The organism is Exiguobacterium sp. s16 (assembly GCF_018618115.1).
Taxonomy (GTDB): Bacteria; Bacillota; Bacilli; order Exiguobacteriales; family Exiguobacteriaceae; genus Exiguobacterium; species Exiguobacterium mexicanum_A.
In genome coordinates this window covers 1-14,373 of sequence record NZ_JACSLM010000007.1, presented here as the reverse complement: position 1 = coordinate 14,373, position 14,373 = coordinate 1, and the positions used below count along the sequence as shown (strand labels likewise).

The 14,373-nt window shown below is 47.4% G+C and carries 11 protein-coding genes and 2 riboswitches; of the genes, 7 read left to right on the top strand and 4 right to left on the bottom strand.

Annotation, left to right across the window (positions count from 1 at the left end):
* Together KNP86_RS12095 and KNP86_RS12090 are read right to left on the bottom strand one after the other, a co-directional pair.
* Positions 1–197, bottom strand: a 197-nt coding sequence (locus tag KNP86_RS12095; RefSeq protein ID WP_214754540.1) for a hypothetical protein, incomplete at its 3' end; no start/stop codon positions are given.
* Between the two features lie 82 nt (positions 198–279).
* Positions 280–960: a hypothetical protein gene (locus tag KNP86_RS12090; RefSeq protein WP_214754538.1), complete on the bottom strand. Its 681-nt coding sequence runs from the start codon at positions 958–960 to the stop codon at positions 280–282.
* A 281-nt stretch (positions 961–1,241) separates the two neighbouring features.
* Here KNP86_RS12090 and KNP86_RS12085 point away from each other — a divergent pair, with 281 nt between their 5' ends.
* Positions 1,242–2,525 carry a helix-turn-helix domain-containing protein gene (locus KNP86_RS12085; RefSeq protein WP_214754537.1) on the top strand — a complete coding sequence of 428 codons (1,284 nt, stop codon included), beginning with the start codon at positions 1,242–1,244 and terminating at the stop codon, positions 2,523–2,525.
* Between the two features lie 61 nt (positions 2,526–2,586).
* On the opposite strand, the gene KNP86_RS12080 is transcribed toward KNP86_RS12085, so the two are convergent.
* Both KNP86_RS12080 and KNP86_RS12075 read right to left on the bottom strand, forming a co-directional pair.
* A complete protein-coding gene (locus tag KNP86_RS12080; RefSeq protein ID WP_131490827.1) occupies positions 2,587–2,904 on the bottom strand; it encodes a hypothetical protein in 318 nt (105 codons plus the stop codon).
* A gap of 202 nt (positions 2,905–3,106) precedes the next feature.
* Positions 3,107–4,879, bottom strand: coding sequence for an ATP-binding protein (locus tag KNP86_RS12075; RefSeq protein ID WP_251130516.1), 1,773 nt, complete (start codon positions 4,877–4,879; stop codon positions 3,107–3,109).
* Positions 4,880–5,203: 324 nt separating this feature from the next.
* On the opposite strand from KNP86_RS12075, the gene KNP86_RS12070 reads away from it, so the two are divergent.
* From KNP86_RS12070 to KNP86_RS12045, 6 genes are all read left to right on the top strand, one after another.
* Positions 5,204–5,809, top strand: a complete 606-nt coding sequence (locus tag KNP86_RS12070) for a flavin reductase family protein (protein ID WP_214754535.1) — start codon at positions 5,204–5,206, stop codon at positions 5,807–5,809.
* Between the two features lie 172 nt (positions 5,810–5,981).
* The gene (locus KNP86_RS12065) at positions 5,982–6,935 is read left to right on the top strand and encodes an AAA family ATPase (RefSeq protein WP_214709525.1); all 954 of its coding nucleotides are present in this window, start codon (positions 5,982–5,984) and stop codon (positions 6,933–6,935) included.
* Positions 6,932–7,999: a DUF58 domain-containing protein gene (locus KNP86_RS12060; protein WP_214754533.1), complete on the top strand. Its 1,068-nt coding sequence runs from the start codon at positions 6,932–6,934 to the stop codon at positions 7,997–7,999. Before KNP86_RS12065 ends, KNP86_RS12060 begins: the two co-directional genes overlap by 4 nt.
* A complete protein-coding gene (locus KNP86_RS12055; protein ID WP_214754531.1) occupies positions 7,996–10,092 on the top strand; it encodes a transglutaminase domain-containing protein in 2,097 nt (698 codons plus the stop codon). The genes KNP86_RS12060 and KNP86_RS12055 overlap by 4 nt, the downstream gene beginning before the upstream one ends.
* 39 nt (positions 10,093–10,131) lie before the next feature.
* A riboswitch (purine riboswitch) is annotated at positions 10,132–10,232 on the top strand.
* Between the two features lie 111 nt (positions 10,233–10,343).
* Entirely contained in the window at positions 10,344–11,867 is a 1,524-nt protein-coding gene (gene guaA / locus KNP86_RS12050) for a glutamine-hydrolyzing GMP synthase (protein ID WP_251128383.1), read from the top strand.
* Between the two features lie 137 nt (positions 11,868–12,004).
* Positions 12,005–12,106, top strand: a riboswitch (purine riboswitch).
* A gap of 89 nt (positions 12,107–12,195) precedes the next feature.
* The gene (locus tag KNP86_RS12045; RefSeq protein WP_251130515.1) at positions 12,196–13,557 is read left to right on the top strand and encodes an NCS2 family permease; all 1,362 of its coding nucleotides are present in this window, start codon (positions 12,196–12,198) and stop codon (positions 13,555–13,557) included.
* The last annotated feature ends 816 nt before the right edge of the window (positions 13,558–14,373 follow it).

Below are 14,373 nucleotides of genomic sequence, written 5' to 3'. Positions count from 1 at the left end.
TGGTTAGTCGGCAAGCTCCAGAGGCGTGGGAAATCCTCAGCTGCGACTTGGTTAGTCGGCAAGCTCCAGAGGCGTGGGAAATCCTCAGCAGCCAATTCTTCTGATGTGAACGGTTTTTCTGAAATTAGCGGCTTTGAAATTCCGAAAAGAAGAAGTAAAGCTAATGAAACAATTAGCGCATTTTTGAATTTTTTCATAAATAGTACCTCTTTTCTAGGTTGTATGCTGTGTATTTTTCCGTATATAAACAATATATGACGTAAAGGTACTATTTGGCAATCATTCGAGATGTGATTGATTCAATTTTAAGGCTGTTAAAACTTGGCGTGATTGAAGGATGGCTGATTCAAACATAGAACCTTTGTAATCGCTTGAGAAAACAGGTGCATGAATTTCAATCATCTCATCAATTTCCGAATTTGTAATTGGCAAGACTGAGCATTTAGACTTTTGACTTAAAATTGCACTGCATAATGGTTGTTCCTCGTCAGTGTTGTAGTCTTCCTCAACGCCAGGTTTCCATCCAAATGAAACCTCCGGTAGAACATATAACAAATCACCGTCATTCAATTTTTCTACGCAGGTTTCAATTAAGTCGTTTTCGCACTGATCTACATTCAAATATCCTACAGATGATTTGAATGGATAAATATTTTTCATACTTCGTTTTAAAATAGTTAATGAAAGTTCAGGTCCGATAACCCATATTTTCTTTGAAGAATAGGTTTCGTTTAGTACGCGTGCAATTAAAGTGGGTAAAGTTTGATAGTAATCGATATGAAACGCATTAATAATAACACCTTTAGAATCTTGTAAAAGAGTTGTTAGGTTTTCGAGGCCTCTAAACTGATTTCGATCTGAGGTGGTAAATAACGCATCATTAGTAGGTGAGTTTTTTGTTGTAAAATAAATACGTGGCTTAACATAATCTCTAGCCAGAAGATTGCTAAGTTTACTCATTTAGATGACCTCCTTTAGTTTACGCCCTATACCTTGCTTTTTGTCATGAATGGAATAAACTTTAGATGAGACAGTCTGTCAAAACCAACAGATTTCTCTTTTTGGGATTAGTTAAATTCTATCATGGATAAAAGGACTAGTGATTTCGTACCGTTTGGGAAAAAAGATGCTTAAAACCTTTGAAAATTGATGGTTTTTAAGTTCGATTTTCCTAATTGTGATAAAAAACAACGAAAACAGAGTCTAAAGTATTAAAAAAAGAGTCCAGGAGATGCTACTGCATGCAAAATAATTATGGGAATTTGATTAAAGTAGAGCGTCTGCGTCGAAATATGAAACAGTCTGTTTTAGCCCGTGGGATATGTTCAATCTCATATTTAAGTAAAATTGAAAATAACCAGACTATCCCTAGTGAAGAAGTACTAGAACTACTTTTTAGGAAATTAGACTTAGATATTCCTCTTTACGTGACAGTAACTGAAGCCGAAATCGAAAAAATTAAAGTAGAGATTTCAAGACTAATGAAAGAAGCTGTTTTATCAAGGGATTTAAATGAAACAGCAGATAATTTGAAAAAAATAGAGCGATATAAAAAGGATCATAGGATTTATAAACACAAGCCTTTATATATATTGATGTTATTAGTGTTAGCAAGGTTTGATTTTATGCCTGGCGGAAAACAAGGTTACTTAACTGAATTAGAATGGTTACAAGATCAATTTACTTCAGAAGACCGTATAAGGTTTAATATTCTCAAAGCTTTAAAATCTTTTTCATTAAATGATAAAGATACGGCTTTAGATTTAATGCAACAAGTTAGAGAAGACTTAGATACAACTTACTTGGAAGAATGGGAAATAGCCGACATCAATTATATTATTGGTGGAATGTATTATAAATATACGGATTACCTTCAAACAATTGAACATGTGAATAGGGCACTATCATACTTTAAAGATAATTTTTATGTAGAGCGAGTTATAGAGTGCCATTTAATTATTGGATTAGCCTTCAAGCGAAGAAAAAGATTTAATGAAGCATTAGCAAATTATCAAAAGGCAATCAAAGCTGCTGGGGCTACAGACTTAAAAGGATATTACGGGATGCTTTACAACAACACAGGAGAAATATATTCTCTACAAGGAAATAGAGAGCTTGCCTTAGAATATTTCTTAAAAGGGCTAGAATATAAAGTTGAAAGTAAAAGTAAACTACTGAGTATTCTTTCTTTAATTGAAGAATATTCTATTAGGGGAAGTTCCCAAGAAGTATTGGATTGGGTAGAAAAAGGGGAAAAAATTATTCAAGAAGAAGGGGAAAATGATGACCTATCCGAATTTATATATCATTTCGGGGTTTTTCGTAATAAGTATACGCATGGAAATAGTAAAGAATTGATTGAAAGCTTAAAAAAGGCAGTACAGTATTTTGAATCCTCCGATGACTACCATTACACTAATAAGTATGCTCTTTGGCTAGCTCGTGAATTACGTGAAAATGGGAAGTACAAACTATCCACTGAATACTATGAAAAATCCATTGCGATTATGTCTCGATGGGATTAACGCCTCTCGAGGCGTTCTTTTTTTGCACAAAAAAGAGACGCCCGAATCGTCTCTTGTCGTTTTATGGAGTGGTGAAATAATGAATCGTCCAAATCGGTTCGTTCATCAACGCTTCATCTTCCACATGGCCCATTTGCACTTGTTGGAGCAAGTGAATGATGTGCTTTTGTAAATTGGCGTCGTGTGAGCCGCTCGTCAAAATCCCATCTTCACTCGCGATGATATAAAATCCACCCAATCGCAACGGAATATGATTTCTTACAATCGACACGGCAGTCTGAAGTTCAGCTTGCCCGCCCTGCAGTGGCACGTTTATATCAAAACGGCCCCATTGTTTAAAGTCGCCTACTTCTGAAAACGGTGGGTCGCGATGATCCAACTCCATGACCTCCAATCTTGTCTGTCTCTTCCTTACTAGTATAGCTCTTTTTTTAAATTTTACCTGCGAGAATAATGGGAAGGGTGCATTGACGTCGCCTCAGGTTCTCGGTGTTACTCTTTTTCTAGATTATGCCAAAACATTCCTGCAAAAAAGAGAAGCGACGATATAAAAAACACGACCGGAATGAATCCGGCCGCGCTCATTGATGAATCGGCTCTTTTGACGTCGGGAGCTCACAGATAAAGGTGCTACCTTCACCGTAGATCGATTCGACATGTAAATGTCCGTCGTGCGCTTTGGCGATCTCTTTACAGATGGCGAGACCGAGGCCCGTTCCACCGATTTTTCGGCGGTCCGAGTTGTCGACTCGGTAAAACTTCCCGAACAAGTTCGGCAAGGCAGAAGAAGGGATGCCCATCCCGTTATCCCGGACTTTCATGACGACTTGACCTTCGAGTCGTTCCAACGAGACGAGCACGTTGCCGCCTTCAGGTGAATACTTGATGGCGTTACTGAGCAAGTTACCGAGCAACTGCCGCATTCCTTCTAAGTCAGCTTCGATTTTGAAGTCTTGTCCGACGTCGGCATCGAGATGTAAATGATGCGAGTCGGTCGTTTCTTGATAGAAGCTGATGCTGTCACGGGCAAGGTCGAGAAGGTCGACCGTTTTCCATTCGAACGTCTGTTTCCCGGCCTCCATCTTTTGCAGGTCGAGGAAGTCGTTTACCAAGTAGGAGAGACGCTTCGCTTCGTCATGGATGGTCTTCAAATACAATTCGCGCCGGCTTTCTTTCAAGTCACGCTCGAGCATCAGTTCCGTGAACCCATAAATCGATGACAAAGGGGTTCTCAGTTCGTGTGAGACTGTTGAGACGAGCTCTGACTTCATCCGGTCAATCTCGGTCTCGGCCGTCACATCACGCAACACGAGCATCGTGCCGTGAATCTTCCCATCCCGGTAAATGCTCTCGGCATATACTTGAAGGAAGCAATCGCCTTGATCGAGCGAGATGGACAGGCCATCTTCTGGCGGGTCTTGGTCGAACACGCGCTCGATGTAGCTAATAAAACGATCCCGTTGATCGACGCGTTCCGCCCACTGTTCGATATCGATCGAGACGGTAGTCAGTTGCTCGTAGCCTTGATACTCGAATTGCAACTCGTCGAACATACGGATGAATGCGCGGTTTCCGACAACGCTGTTCTCCTCGTAGTTGAGGTATAAGATGGCTTCACGTACTGAATTGATGAGCTGAGCCGTCTCTTTCCGGTCTTGTTGCATTTGGCGATAAAGTTGGGTCCGCAAGAGAGAAATCGCCAACTGGTTTGCAAACGCGTTTAATTCCGAAGTTTCGCTCGCGTCGAACTGTTCGTCGTAGCACGTTAAATAAAGACATCCGATCATGTTGCCGTCTGACGGGTCTTTAACGGGGATGACCGTTTCATGAATGTAATACGGGTATTCATGAATTTCGTCGGCAATCTTTTTAGATGTCGCTTCTAACGATTTAGAGATCATGACGCGTTTCAACAGAAGAGACTTGGTCTTTAAATCTTCTTGTTGATCTTCTGTCATGCCTTTTGGTACGACTGAAACAATTTCGCCGTCCTTGATGAGAAGTAGAGCCCCGAACTCTGCTTCAGTCAACAAGACGATTTTTTCGATGACCGATGAATAATCAAAGAGTGACTCTTTCGAGGCGAGCACTTCAATCAGTTCGTTACGGTACTGCAGTTTTGTTTCGTTTTGTTTAGATGCTTCGAGCACCGACTGCATCTCTTGTTGCTTCGCATGCATCTTTTCATTTTGAGTCGATATCCGTTTGATGAGCGGTCGACCAATCAATAAGATGGCACCGATAAACATGATGAGGCCGATCATCCAAATCCAACGCAACGACAACAATTCAGTGGGTGATACCGCTCCGTCTCGAACGACCCAAGCGCCAATTGCCGTTAAGACAAGACTCATAGCACAGACTCCGTAGAGGATGCCGAGTATTTGACGACTATTCAATTGTTCAATCCACTTGCCCATAATACGCTCTACTTCCTTCCTTAACTAAAACCATCTCCAATTCAATCGTCATAACCGAAATATACAAAAAGAAAAATCAGATGAACACCGAACTGCTCAAGCGATGTGCCATCAGATGATTGTCTGTTTAATTGTCATATCTAGACGGATATACCCCGTATTTCATCATCCTACACATTCCGATGTGCTCACATTTGACACGTCCGCTGTGAACGGGATAGTTTGAACCTATAGTCGAATCCAAAGGAGTGCTATCGTATGCTATCGATTGAACCTTCAGCTTTAACCGAACGTGACGCGTATAAATTTTTGATTGGAAGTGTCGTACCGCGCCCAATCGCATTTGTGACGACACGAAACGGAGAGACGATTAACGCCGCCCCGTTCAGTTATTTCAATATCGTCGCTTCCGAACCACCACTTCTCTCGGTGTCGGTTCAACGGAAGGGCGGTGTCATGAAAGACACGGCTCGCAACGCTGTCGCGACCGAAGAACTCGTCATCCATATCGTAGACGAAACGAATGTGACCCTCGTCAATGAGACGGCAGCCAATCTAGGACCCGAGGAAAGCGAACTCGAGCGGACGGCCTTCACCATCGTGCCTAGCGACGTCGTGGAGACACCGGGTGTGAAAGAAGCCAAAATCCGGACGGAGTGTAAACTTCACCATCACGTTCCAATCGAACACGATGGCGTCGTGACAGCGGACTTGTTGATCGCTCGCGTCGTCCGGTTTCACATCGAGCCAGCGCTTTATCATGCTGGACGCATCGATGCGGAACAACTGGCGCCGGTCAGTCGTCTCGCCGGCAACTTTTATGCGACCCTCGGGGACACTTTTGAAATCGAACGACCAAAATAAACGTCATGGCGCCTGCTCAAATCCGAGACAAGGCGCCTTTTTTCGGGTAAAGAATGGAAAACCGATTGGCATGATGGTTTTCTTTCACACGAGCGCTTGAATATGTCACAATAAAGTCAGAACATTCAATTTTCGAACGCGTCAGCGATTAGAGAAAAAAGGGGAGTCGGCTATGTCCTATCGTCCAGCCATTCAATCGATCATCAATGCCATTGAAACGGTGATCGTCGGGAAAGAAGATGTCATCGCAAAAAGTTTGACTGCGTTGCTTGCCGGAGGTCACGTGTTGTTAGAAGACGTGCCCGGGGTCGGGAAGACGATGCTCGTTCGTACGTTCAGTCGTGCCATTGATTTGGATTTTAAACGCGTTCAGTTCACTCCGGACATGTTGCCGTCCGACTTGACGGGGATCTCGATGTACAATCAAAAGACAAAAGAGTTCGAGTACCGTCCGGGACCTTTGATGGGGAACATCGTCTTGGCTGATGAAATCAACCGGACCTCTCCGAAAACGCAGTCGGCGTTACTCGAGGCGATGGCGGAGCGCAGTGTGACCGTCGATGGGGAAGTCAAAATCTTACCTTCCCCGTTCTTCGTCATGGCGACACAAAACCCGATTGAACATGAAGGGACATACCCGCTCCCGGAAGCCCAGCTCGACCGATTCCTTCTTAAAATCGAGATGGGGTACCCGTCGTTCAATGAAGAAATCTCTTTGTTGACCCGTTTCGAAAAGGCAGAGCCGCTCGAGGCGCTCCAAAGTGTCATCACGAAACACGAAGTCGAACAGATGCAGCGTGACGTGCGTGACGTGCATGTCTCGAGTGCGGTCAAACAGTATATCGTCCGCTTGATCCATGAGTCGCGCAACGACCCGAACACGTACCTCGGGGGTAGTCCGCGTGCGACGCTCGCTCTGATGAAGGCAGCTCAGGCGTGGGCGTATATCCATAACCGTGATTTCGTCTTGCCAGATGACGTGAAGGCGCTCGCGGGTAGTGTGCTCGGTCACCGTATCTTGTTGACGGCAGAGGCGCGTTATAAAGGGAAAACGGCCGAACAGCTCGTCAAAGGTTGGCTCGACTCGCTACCGGTCCCGATGGATCGTGAGGTCAAAGAAGTATGAAAAATTGGATGAAGCTGTTCCTCGTGTGGGCGGCGGCATTCGGACTTTACGCGTTCGCCCGGATCGAAGGGAGTATCGTCGCCTCGACACTTTGGTGGTCATTTTTCGTTTTGGTGGCGTATTGGACAATCTTTATGATTTACCCGGTCACGGCAGCCAACGTCTCGCGGCGAATCACGACGAAACGACTCGTCTCGGGCCAAACGATGGACGTAGAACTGCAAGTGGAGCGGAAGTATCCGTTTCTTGTCGGGGTCGTCACGTTAGAAGAGACACCACCGCCTCGTCTCGCTACATCAACGGACGTGATTGTTACCCCGGTCGACCGCTTTTTTCGGCGAACAGAGACGGTGCATTATGAGATTGAGCAGATCCGCCGGGGGATCCACGTGTTCGATCGGACGGTCCTGCACGTACGTGACGTGTTCGGGCTGTTCAATCGTAAACGGACGTTGCGGCTTGAGACGGTCGTCGAAGTGTCGCCGGCTGAACTTCCGTTCGATTTGCCGCGTGATGAGCAGGTCGGTGGGCGTGGCGAACAGTACCGGCGCACGCGGACCTATACGGAAGTGGCGAACACGACGAGCGGTGTCCGGGAATACGCGGCCGGTGACCGCATCGGCCGGATTGACTGGAAGGCCTCGGCTCGTCGAGATAACTTGATGACGAAAACGTTCGATCAAGAGCAGGAGAAAAAACTCTCGCTCGTCTTCGTCCCGTCCACATCTGCCGGACACGAAGAAGCGTTCGAACGATCACTGTCGTTACTCGTCGGTGCGATTCGGCAACTTGAACGGAAAAACTTGCCGTTTGAACTGTATGTCATCGAAGAACAGGTCCGCCTTTTCCATTTGCCGGACCAAAGCGCCGAGGTCGGGCATTACTTGCTGACGGCGACGCCGGAACCGGAAGGGCGTCTCGTTGAACGATTGAAGCGTAACTTGCCGCAAGAGGTCGGAAACTTGATTTTAATCAGCCCGCTCGAGACGAAATGGGTACGCGAAATCATGAATGAGACCCAAGGCAGCTATCACTTGTACACGGCGAACGAGGTGACGACATGACGATGTGGGTGAAACGGATTGTCTATACGGCACTTGCCGCTTACTTGTTGTCGTTTTGGGTCGAGCCGATTGTCGGGAGCACGACGTTCGACGTCAATTGGCCGTTCCTGTTTTTACTCCTCGTCCCGATGTTTGCGAGCTTGTTGCCTTGGTATGGGTTCATCGCCGTGGTTGTCCTCAACTTCTTTACCATCCTGTACGTGTATCACGGCAGTATCTTAGATTGGTTTGGGCTCTGGCTAGAAGATTTGAGTGGCGTGCTGAGCGGGGCTTTACCAGAAGAAGCGATTTTCTTCTCGGCGATGGCGCTCATCGGTGTCCTGTTCGCCATCTTGGTCGGACGGACGTATCCAAGCTATGGTTTCGTCCTTGGGATGATTGTCTCGACGCTCGGGTTGATGGCGTACTTTGATACATGGACGCTTTATGACGGAGAAGGAAAAATACTACTTGCGATTTTAGCGTCACTCTTGTTACTCTTCGTCACCGATTTGGCGAAACGGCCGAGCAAGTCGCTCGTCCGCTATGTCAGTATCGCTCTCCTCGCTTCGGTCGTGTTGGCGCTCGCGAGCGTGTCGCCGACGATTGAAGGGGACTGGTCCGACCGGTTGACGACGAGTTTCCAAAACGCTGGGAACGATGAAGGGTCAGGCAGCGGTCGTGTCGGCTACGGGGTGAACGATGAGCAACTCGGTGGACCGTTCGAACAGGATGACGGGATCGTCTTCATCGCCCGTGGTGTACCGGCACGCTATTGGCGCATCGAATCAAAAGAGATTTACACCGGGAAAGGTTGGGTCGAGTCCCCGGTCCTCGACTCGGACTACAACCGCGGCCAGCTCGTCGACCCGGACGTCGATACGACGCCTGAACAGGCGTTGCTCCGATTCGACCGGCGTCAAACGTTCGTCCCGTATGGCGGGGAGTATCCACAAGCGACCGAGACGGACAATGGGACCGAATTCAGGGTCGGCAGTATCGAGGAGCCGTTCCCGAACGAGACGATTCACATCCGTCCGTCCGGAAAGATCGTCTTCGACAATGATGGCCAAACGACGCCGCAGACGATTCAACTTCGCTACAGCGTCCCTTCCTTCACTGAAGAGCAACTGGCATTGAACGAACCGGTGACGACCTTGACGGAAGAAGAACGGCAGGCGTACTTGCAACTGCCGGATTCGCTTCCGGATCGGGTCCGCGACTTGTCAGCCGATATCACGGGCGACAGTGAGACACCTTACGACCAAGCCCAAGCGGTCCAATCCTACTTCCAATCTGGAGATTTCCAATACAATACGGAAGACGTCGCCGTCCCGGAAGGGGATACCGATTACGTCGATCAATTTTTGTTTGATACGTTGATCGGGTACTGCGACAACTTCTCGACCTCGGCTGCCGTCCTTCTACGGGCGAGCGGGGTGCCGACGCGTTGGGTCAAAGGCTTCACGATGGGTGATGCGCGCGGGGTCATTCAAGGGGAAGAAGAATACACGGTCCGGAACCGTCACGCTCACTCATGGGTAGAATATTTCGTGGAAGGCGCAGGCTGGGTCCCGCTCGAGGCGACGATCAGTTTCTCGGACGCCAACTTACTTCAAATCGAGACGGAGGACGAAACGAATTCAGAAGACCCGGCAGCCAACGATCCACAAGCATCGCAAGACAATGAGCAGACGAACCGTCCACAGGAAGATTTGGCACTCGATGATGTCACATCAGGTGAGGCGGCAACGGAGAATTGGAATATGCCGGTCTGGGGTTGGGTGTTGATTGTCTTCACGGTCGCTGTTCTCGTATGGAACCGGAAATCGATTGAACGCCTCGTCATGATGCTTTGGTGGACACGGCGTCCATTGAATGAAAATCGGCTCGTCGCCATGCATCGATATCTAGTTAAACGACTCCGCGGAGCAGGCTTCAAAGTCGACGGGCGCACGCCGTCCGAACTCGCTGCAGAGGTCGATGCCTATTATGAGTCGACCGAAATGACGAGATTGACCCGTCTGTTCGAGCAAAGTATCTATGCCGACCAAACACCGAATTCAAAATATAAAGAATATTGGAAAATCATGATTCGTCGAATTATGAGTTGAAGTAGGCGGATGCATACAGTAAGATAGACGCATTAGTTAGATAATTGAACAGCATTCCTTCGTATATACTCGTGAATTGGCGCGAGAGTCTCTACCGGACCACCGTAAATGGACCGACTATGAAGGAGCACGTTTCGTATACACAGAAAAGGGCGTGCTTCTTCTTCGGTTTAGTGAATCCGTGGGAGAAGCTCGCTCTTTTTTTGAGAAGAAGGCAGAAAGGTGGAGGTTTTGTGAAAATAGAACAAGAGATGATTTTGGTGCTCGACTTTGGAGGCCAGTACAACCAGTTGATCACACGTCGTGTGCGTGACCTTGGCGTATATAGTGAGCTTCATTCCCACAAGATGACCGCTGCTGAGATTCGTGAACTGGCTCCGGCCGGTATTATTTTCTCGGGTGGCCCGAACAGTGTGTACGCGGAAGGCGCATATCGCTGTGACCCAGAAATTTTCGAACTCGGGATTCCGATTTTCGGGATCTGTTACGGCATGCAGCTCATGACGCATCACTTCGGTGGACGTGTCGAGCGGGCCGCCCATCGTGAATACGGGAAAGCGACGCTCTTCTCGACACCGGAAGCGTCGGCCCTCTACAAGGATCTTCCAGTGGAACATACCGTTTGGATGAGTCACGGTGACCTCGTCATGGAAGCACCGCCAGGATTTATCGTTGATGGGACGAACCCTTCTTGTCCGGTCGCCTCAATCAAGAGTGATGACCTCAAGATGTATGGGGTGCAGTATCACCCGGAAGTCCGTCACTCGGAGTACGGAAACGACATCTTGAAAAACTTCATCTATGAAGTGTGTGGTGCCAAAGGCGAATGGTCGATGGAAAACTTCATCGACATCGAAGTCGAGAAGATTCGTGAAATCGTCGGTGACAAGCAAGTTCTTTGTGCCTTGTCAGGTGGTGTTGACTCATCGGTCGTGGCGGCGCTCGTTCACCGCGCGATCGGCGACCAGTTGACATGTATGTTCGTCGACCATGGTTTGCTCCGTAAAAACGAAGCGGACAGTGTCATGAAGACGTTCGCAGACGGCTTCAATATGAAAGTCATTAAGATTGATGCACAGGATCGTTTCATGGCCAAACTTGCCGGTGTTTCAGATCCGGAACAAAAACGAAAAATCATCGGCAACGAGTTCATCTACGTGTTTGACGAAGAAGCGTCTAAACTTGTGGACATGGACTTCCTTGCCCAAGGTACGCTCTACACGGATATCATCGAGAGCGGAACAGATACGGCACAAACGATCAAGTCGCACCATAACGTCGGTGGACTTCCGGAAGATATGAACTTCACGTTGATCGAGCCGCTCAACACGCTCTTTAAAGACGAAGTACGTGAACTCGGTACTGAACTCGGATTGCCAGACTATATCGTATGGCGCCAACCGTTCCCGGGACCAGGTCTTGGCATTCGTGTTCTCGGTGAAATCACAGAAGAGAAACTCGAAATCGTGCGCGAATCTGATGCGATTTTGCGCGAAGAAGTGAAGAAAGCCGGTCTCGAACGTGATATTTGGCAATATTTCACGGTCCTTACACCGATTCGTTCAGTCGGCGTCATGGGCGACGAGCGGACGTATGACTATGCGGTCGGCGTCCGTGCCGTCACATCAATTGATGGGATGACTTCGGATTGGGCCCGCATCCCATGGGATGTACTCGAGAAGATTTCGGTCCGTATCGTCAACGAAGTCAGTCACGTCAACCGTGTCCTGTACGACATCACATCGAAGCCACCAGCAACAATCGAGTGGGAATAATAGGCAGAGGGGAGCAATCCTCTCTGTTTTTATATGGAAAAACCGAACATTAGAATGAAATATTTGATTAAAATCCGTCATTACTGTTGACATTCATTTTTGACGTTGTTAAGATAAAAACGTTCTTATCATATCCGAACAATTAAAAATTATTTTGCCGTATAATATCGGGAATATGGCCCGAGAGTCTCTACGAAATCACCTTAAATGATTTCACTACGGCGAGACATAGATTCGGGGACGTATGTCCCTGTATGTTTCGCGTGGGGTCTCCGGTCATCGATCGGGGACCTTTTCTCGTTTTACGGCGAGCCAAGGAGGAAAATCAATGAGCACACAGCTCCAGCAAGAACCAAATCATCAACCGTCAGAAAGCCGGATCGAACGTCACTTCCAGTTGAAAGAACTTGGAACGAACGTGAAAACCGAACTCGTCGCAGGATTCACGACATTCTTGGCCATGGCTTACATCTTATTCGTCAACCCGAACGTATTGGGCGCAGCGGGTATGGATATGGGTGCCGTTTTCGTCGCAACTGGTCTCGTCGCACTGATTGGATCGGTCACGATGGGTCTATTCGCCAACTACCCGATCGCCATCGCGCCAGGCATGGGGCTTAACGCCTTCTTCGCCTACAGTGTCGTCATCGGCATGGGCATCCCTTGGCAGACGGCACTCTCGGGTGTTCTCGTCTCAGGACTGTTCTTTATCGCTTTGACGCTCTCGGGCATTCGTGAGACGGTCGTTAACGCGATTCCGGCTCCGCTTAAAATGGCGGTGGCTGCAGGGATTGGTTTCTTCATCGCCTTCATCGGCTTGAAAAATGCAGGAATTGTCGTTGCGAACGAAGCGACGCTTGTTAGTCTCGGTTCGCTCGGAACAGGAACTACGCTCCTCGCGGTATTCGGTCTTGTTGTAAGTGCATTGCTAATGGCACGAGACGTCAAAGGTGGTATTTTCATTGGGATGTTGTTGACAGCTATCGCGGGAATGATTTTTGGTCTCGTGCCGACACCGACTGCGATTTCAGATGTTGTATCGATGCCGCCGAGCATGTCTTCGACGTTCGGCCAAGCGTTCATTAACTTTGGTGATGTCTTCACACTTCAAATGCTTATCGTCATCTTGACGTTCTTCTTCATCGACTTCTTCGATACAGCCGGCACGCTCGTCGCGGTTGCGCGTCAAGCTGGGATCATGAAAGAAAACAAAGTGCCGCGTGCGAGTAAGGCGCTCATGGCTGATTCGACTGCGACGGTTGCAGGTGCAATCTTTGGAACATCGACTGCGACATCATATGTAGAGTCGTCGGCGGGAGTTGCGGCGGGTGGTCGTACAGGGTTGACTGCTGTATTCGCAGGTTTATTCTTCGGGTTGGCTTTGTTCTTCTCACCACTCTTAGCGGTTGTCACGGCACCGGTCACGGCACCGGCCTTGATTATTGTTGGTGTGTTGATGGCTTCAGCTCTCCTTGATATCGATTGGAAAAAAATCGAAATCGCGGTTCCGGCATTCTTAACGATTATCATGATGCCACTCACTTCGTCGATTGCGACGGGGATTGGGCTTGGGTTCATCTTGTACCCGCTCATGATGATCGCGAAAGGGAAGACAAAAGAGATTCACCCAATCATGTACGGAATGCTAGTCATATTCTTGGCGTACTTCATGTTCTTGCCACACGCGTAAATAAACGGAGCCGACTCGGTTATGAGTCGGCTTTTTTTTGTATGCAGTGTTTTCGGGAAGGAACAGATCATACATCGTTAGTGCGTGGTTTCTGTAATGTGTTCATTGCGGATGAACGTGACATCTTGTGAGAGAACGCATCTGAAAATTTGATTGTGGCGAATGGTCCTGTTCCACCATTTCCTTCGTGAAGTGATGGTTTTCTTCATATATATGGTATTGAACAGTCGATGGTGTATTTAACCGCCATTCACCTACTAGGCAATTGTCCTCTATATAGAAGGAGTTGAAACGTTTGAGCCATTTGATTCGCGATTTGGAAATTCAAATAGTTGTAGCGTATGTGGCCTGTTTCCGAACGGTTGGTCTCTGCGAGAGTCTGGAAAGACATCATAGCTAGGAAGATAACGCTTGATTCCGGAAAGGGGACTATGGAGTGTGAGCAGTAAATTAGGTTAGATAGTTGGTACAATCCTCCCTTGACCCCGGTCAGTACTTTTCCATAATGTAAAATCATTCCGTCGGTCGATCGTCTTCCAATCCTTGAGTCGGGCCGAGGTGAAAAGGTGATTTAAAACTTTTTAAAGTTTTTTTAGAATAATGCTTGCCATGTTATAGAAAGGGATGCTATAGTTATCTCTGTTGCCAGCGATGCTTACAACTTAGTAAACAAACTGGTTGACACACAATAATGATAAATGTTATTATCATTTAGTCGCCAAGAGCGACTGACGAACTTTGAAAACTGAACGATGAGGCAAAAAAGTTTTACAATTTTTGAATGAAGCGCAAGCTTCGTCATTTTTAAAGAGCTAT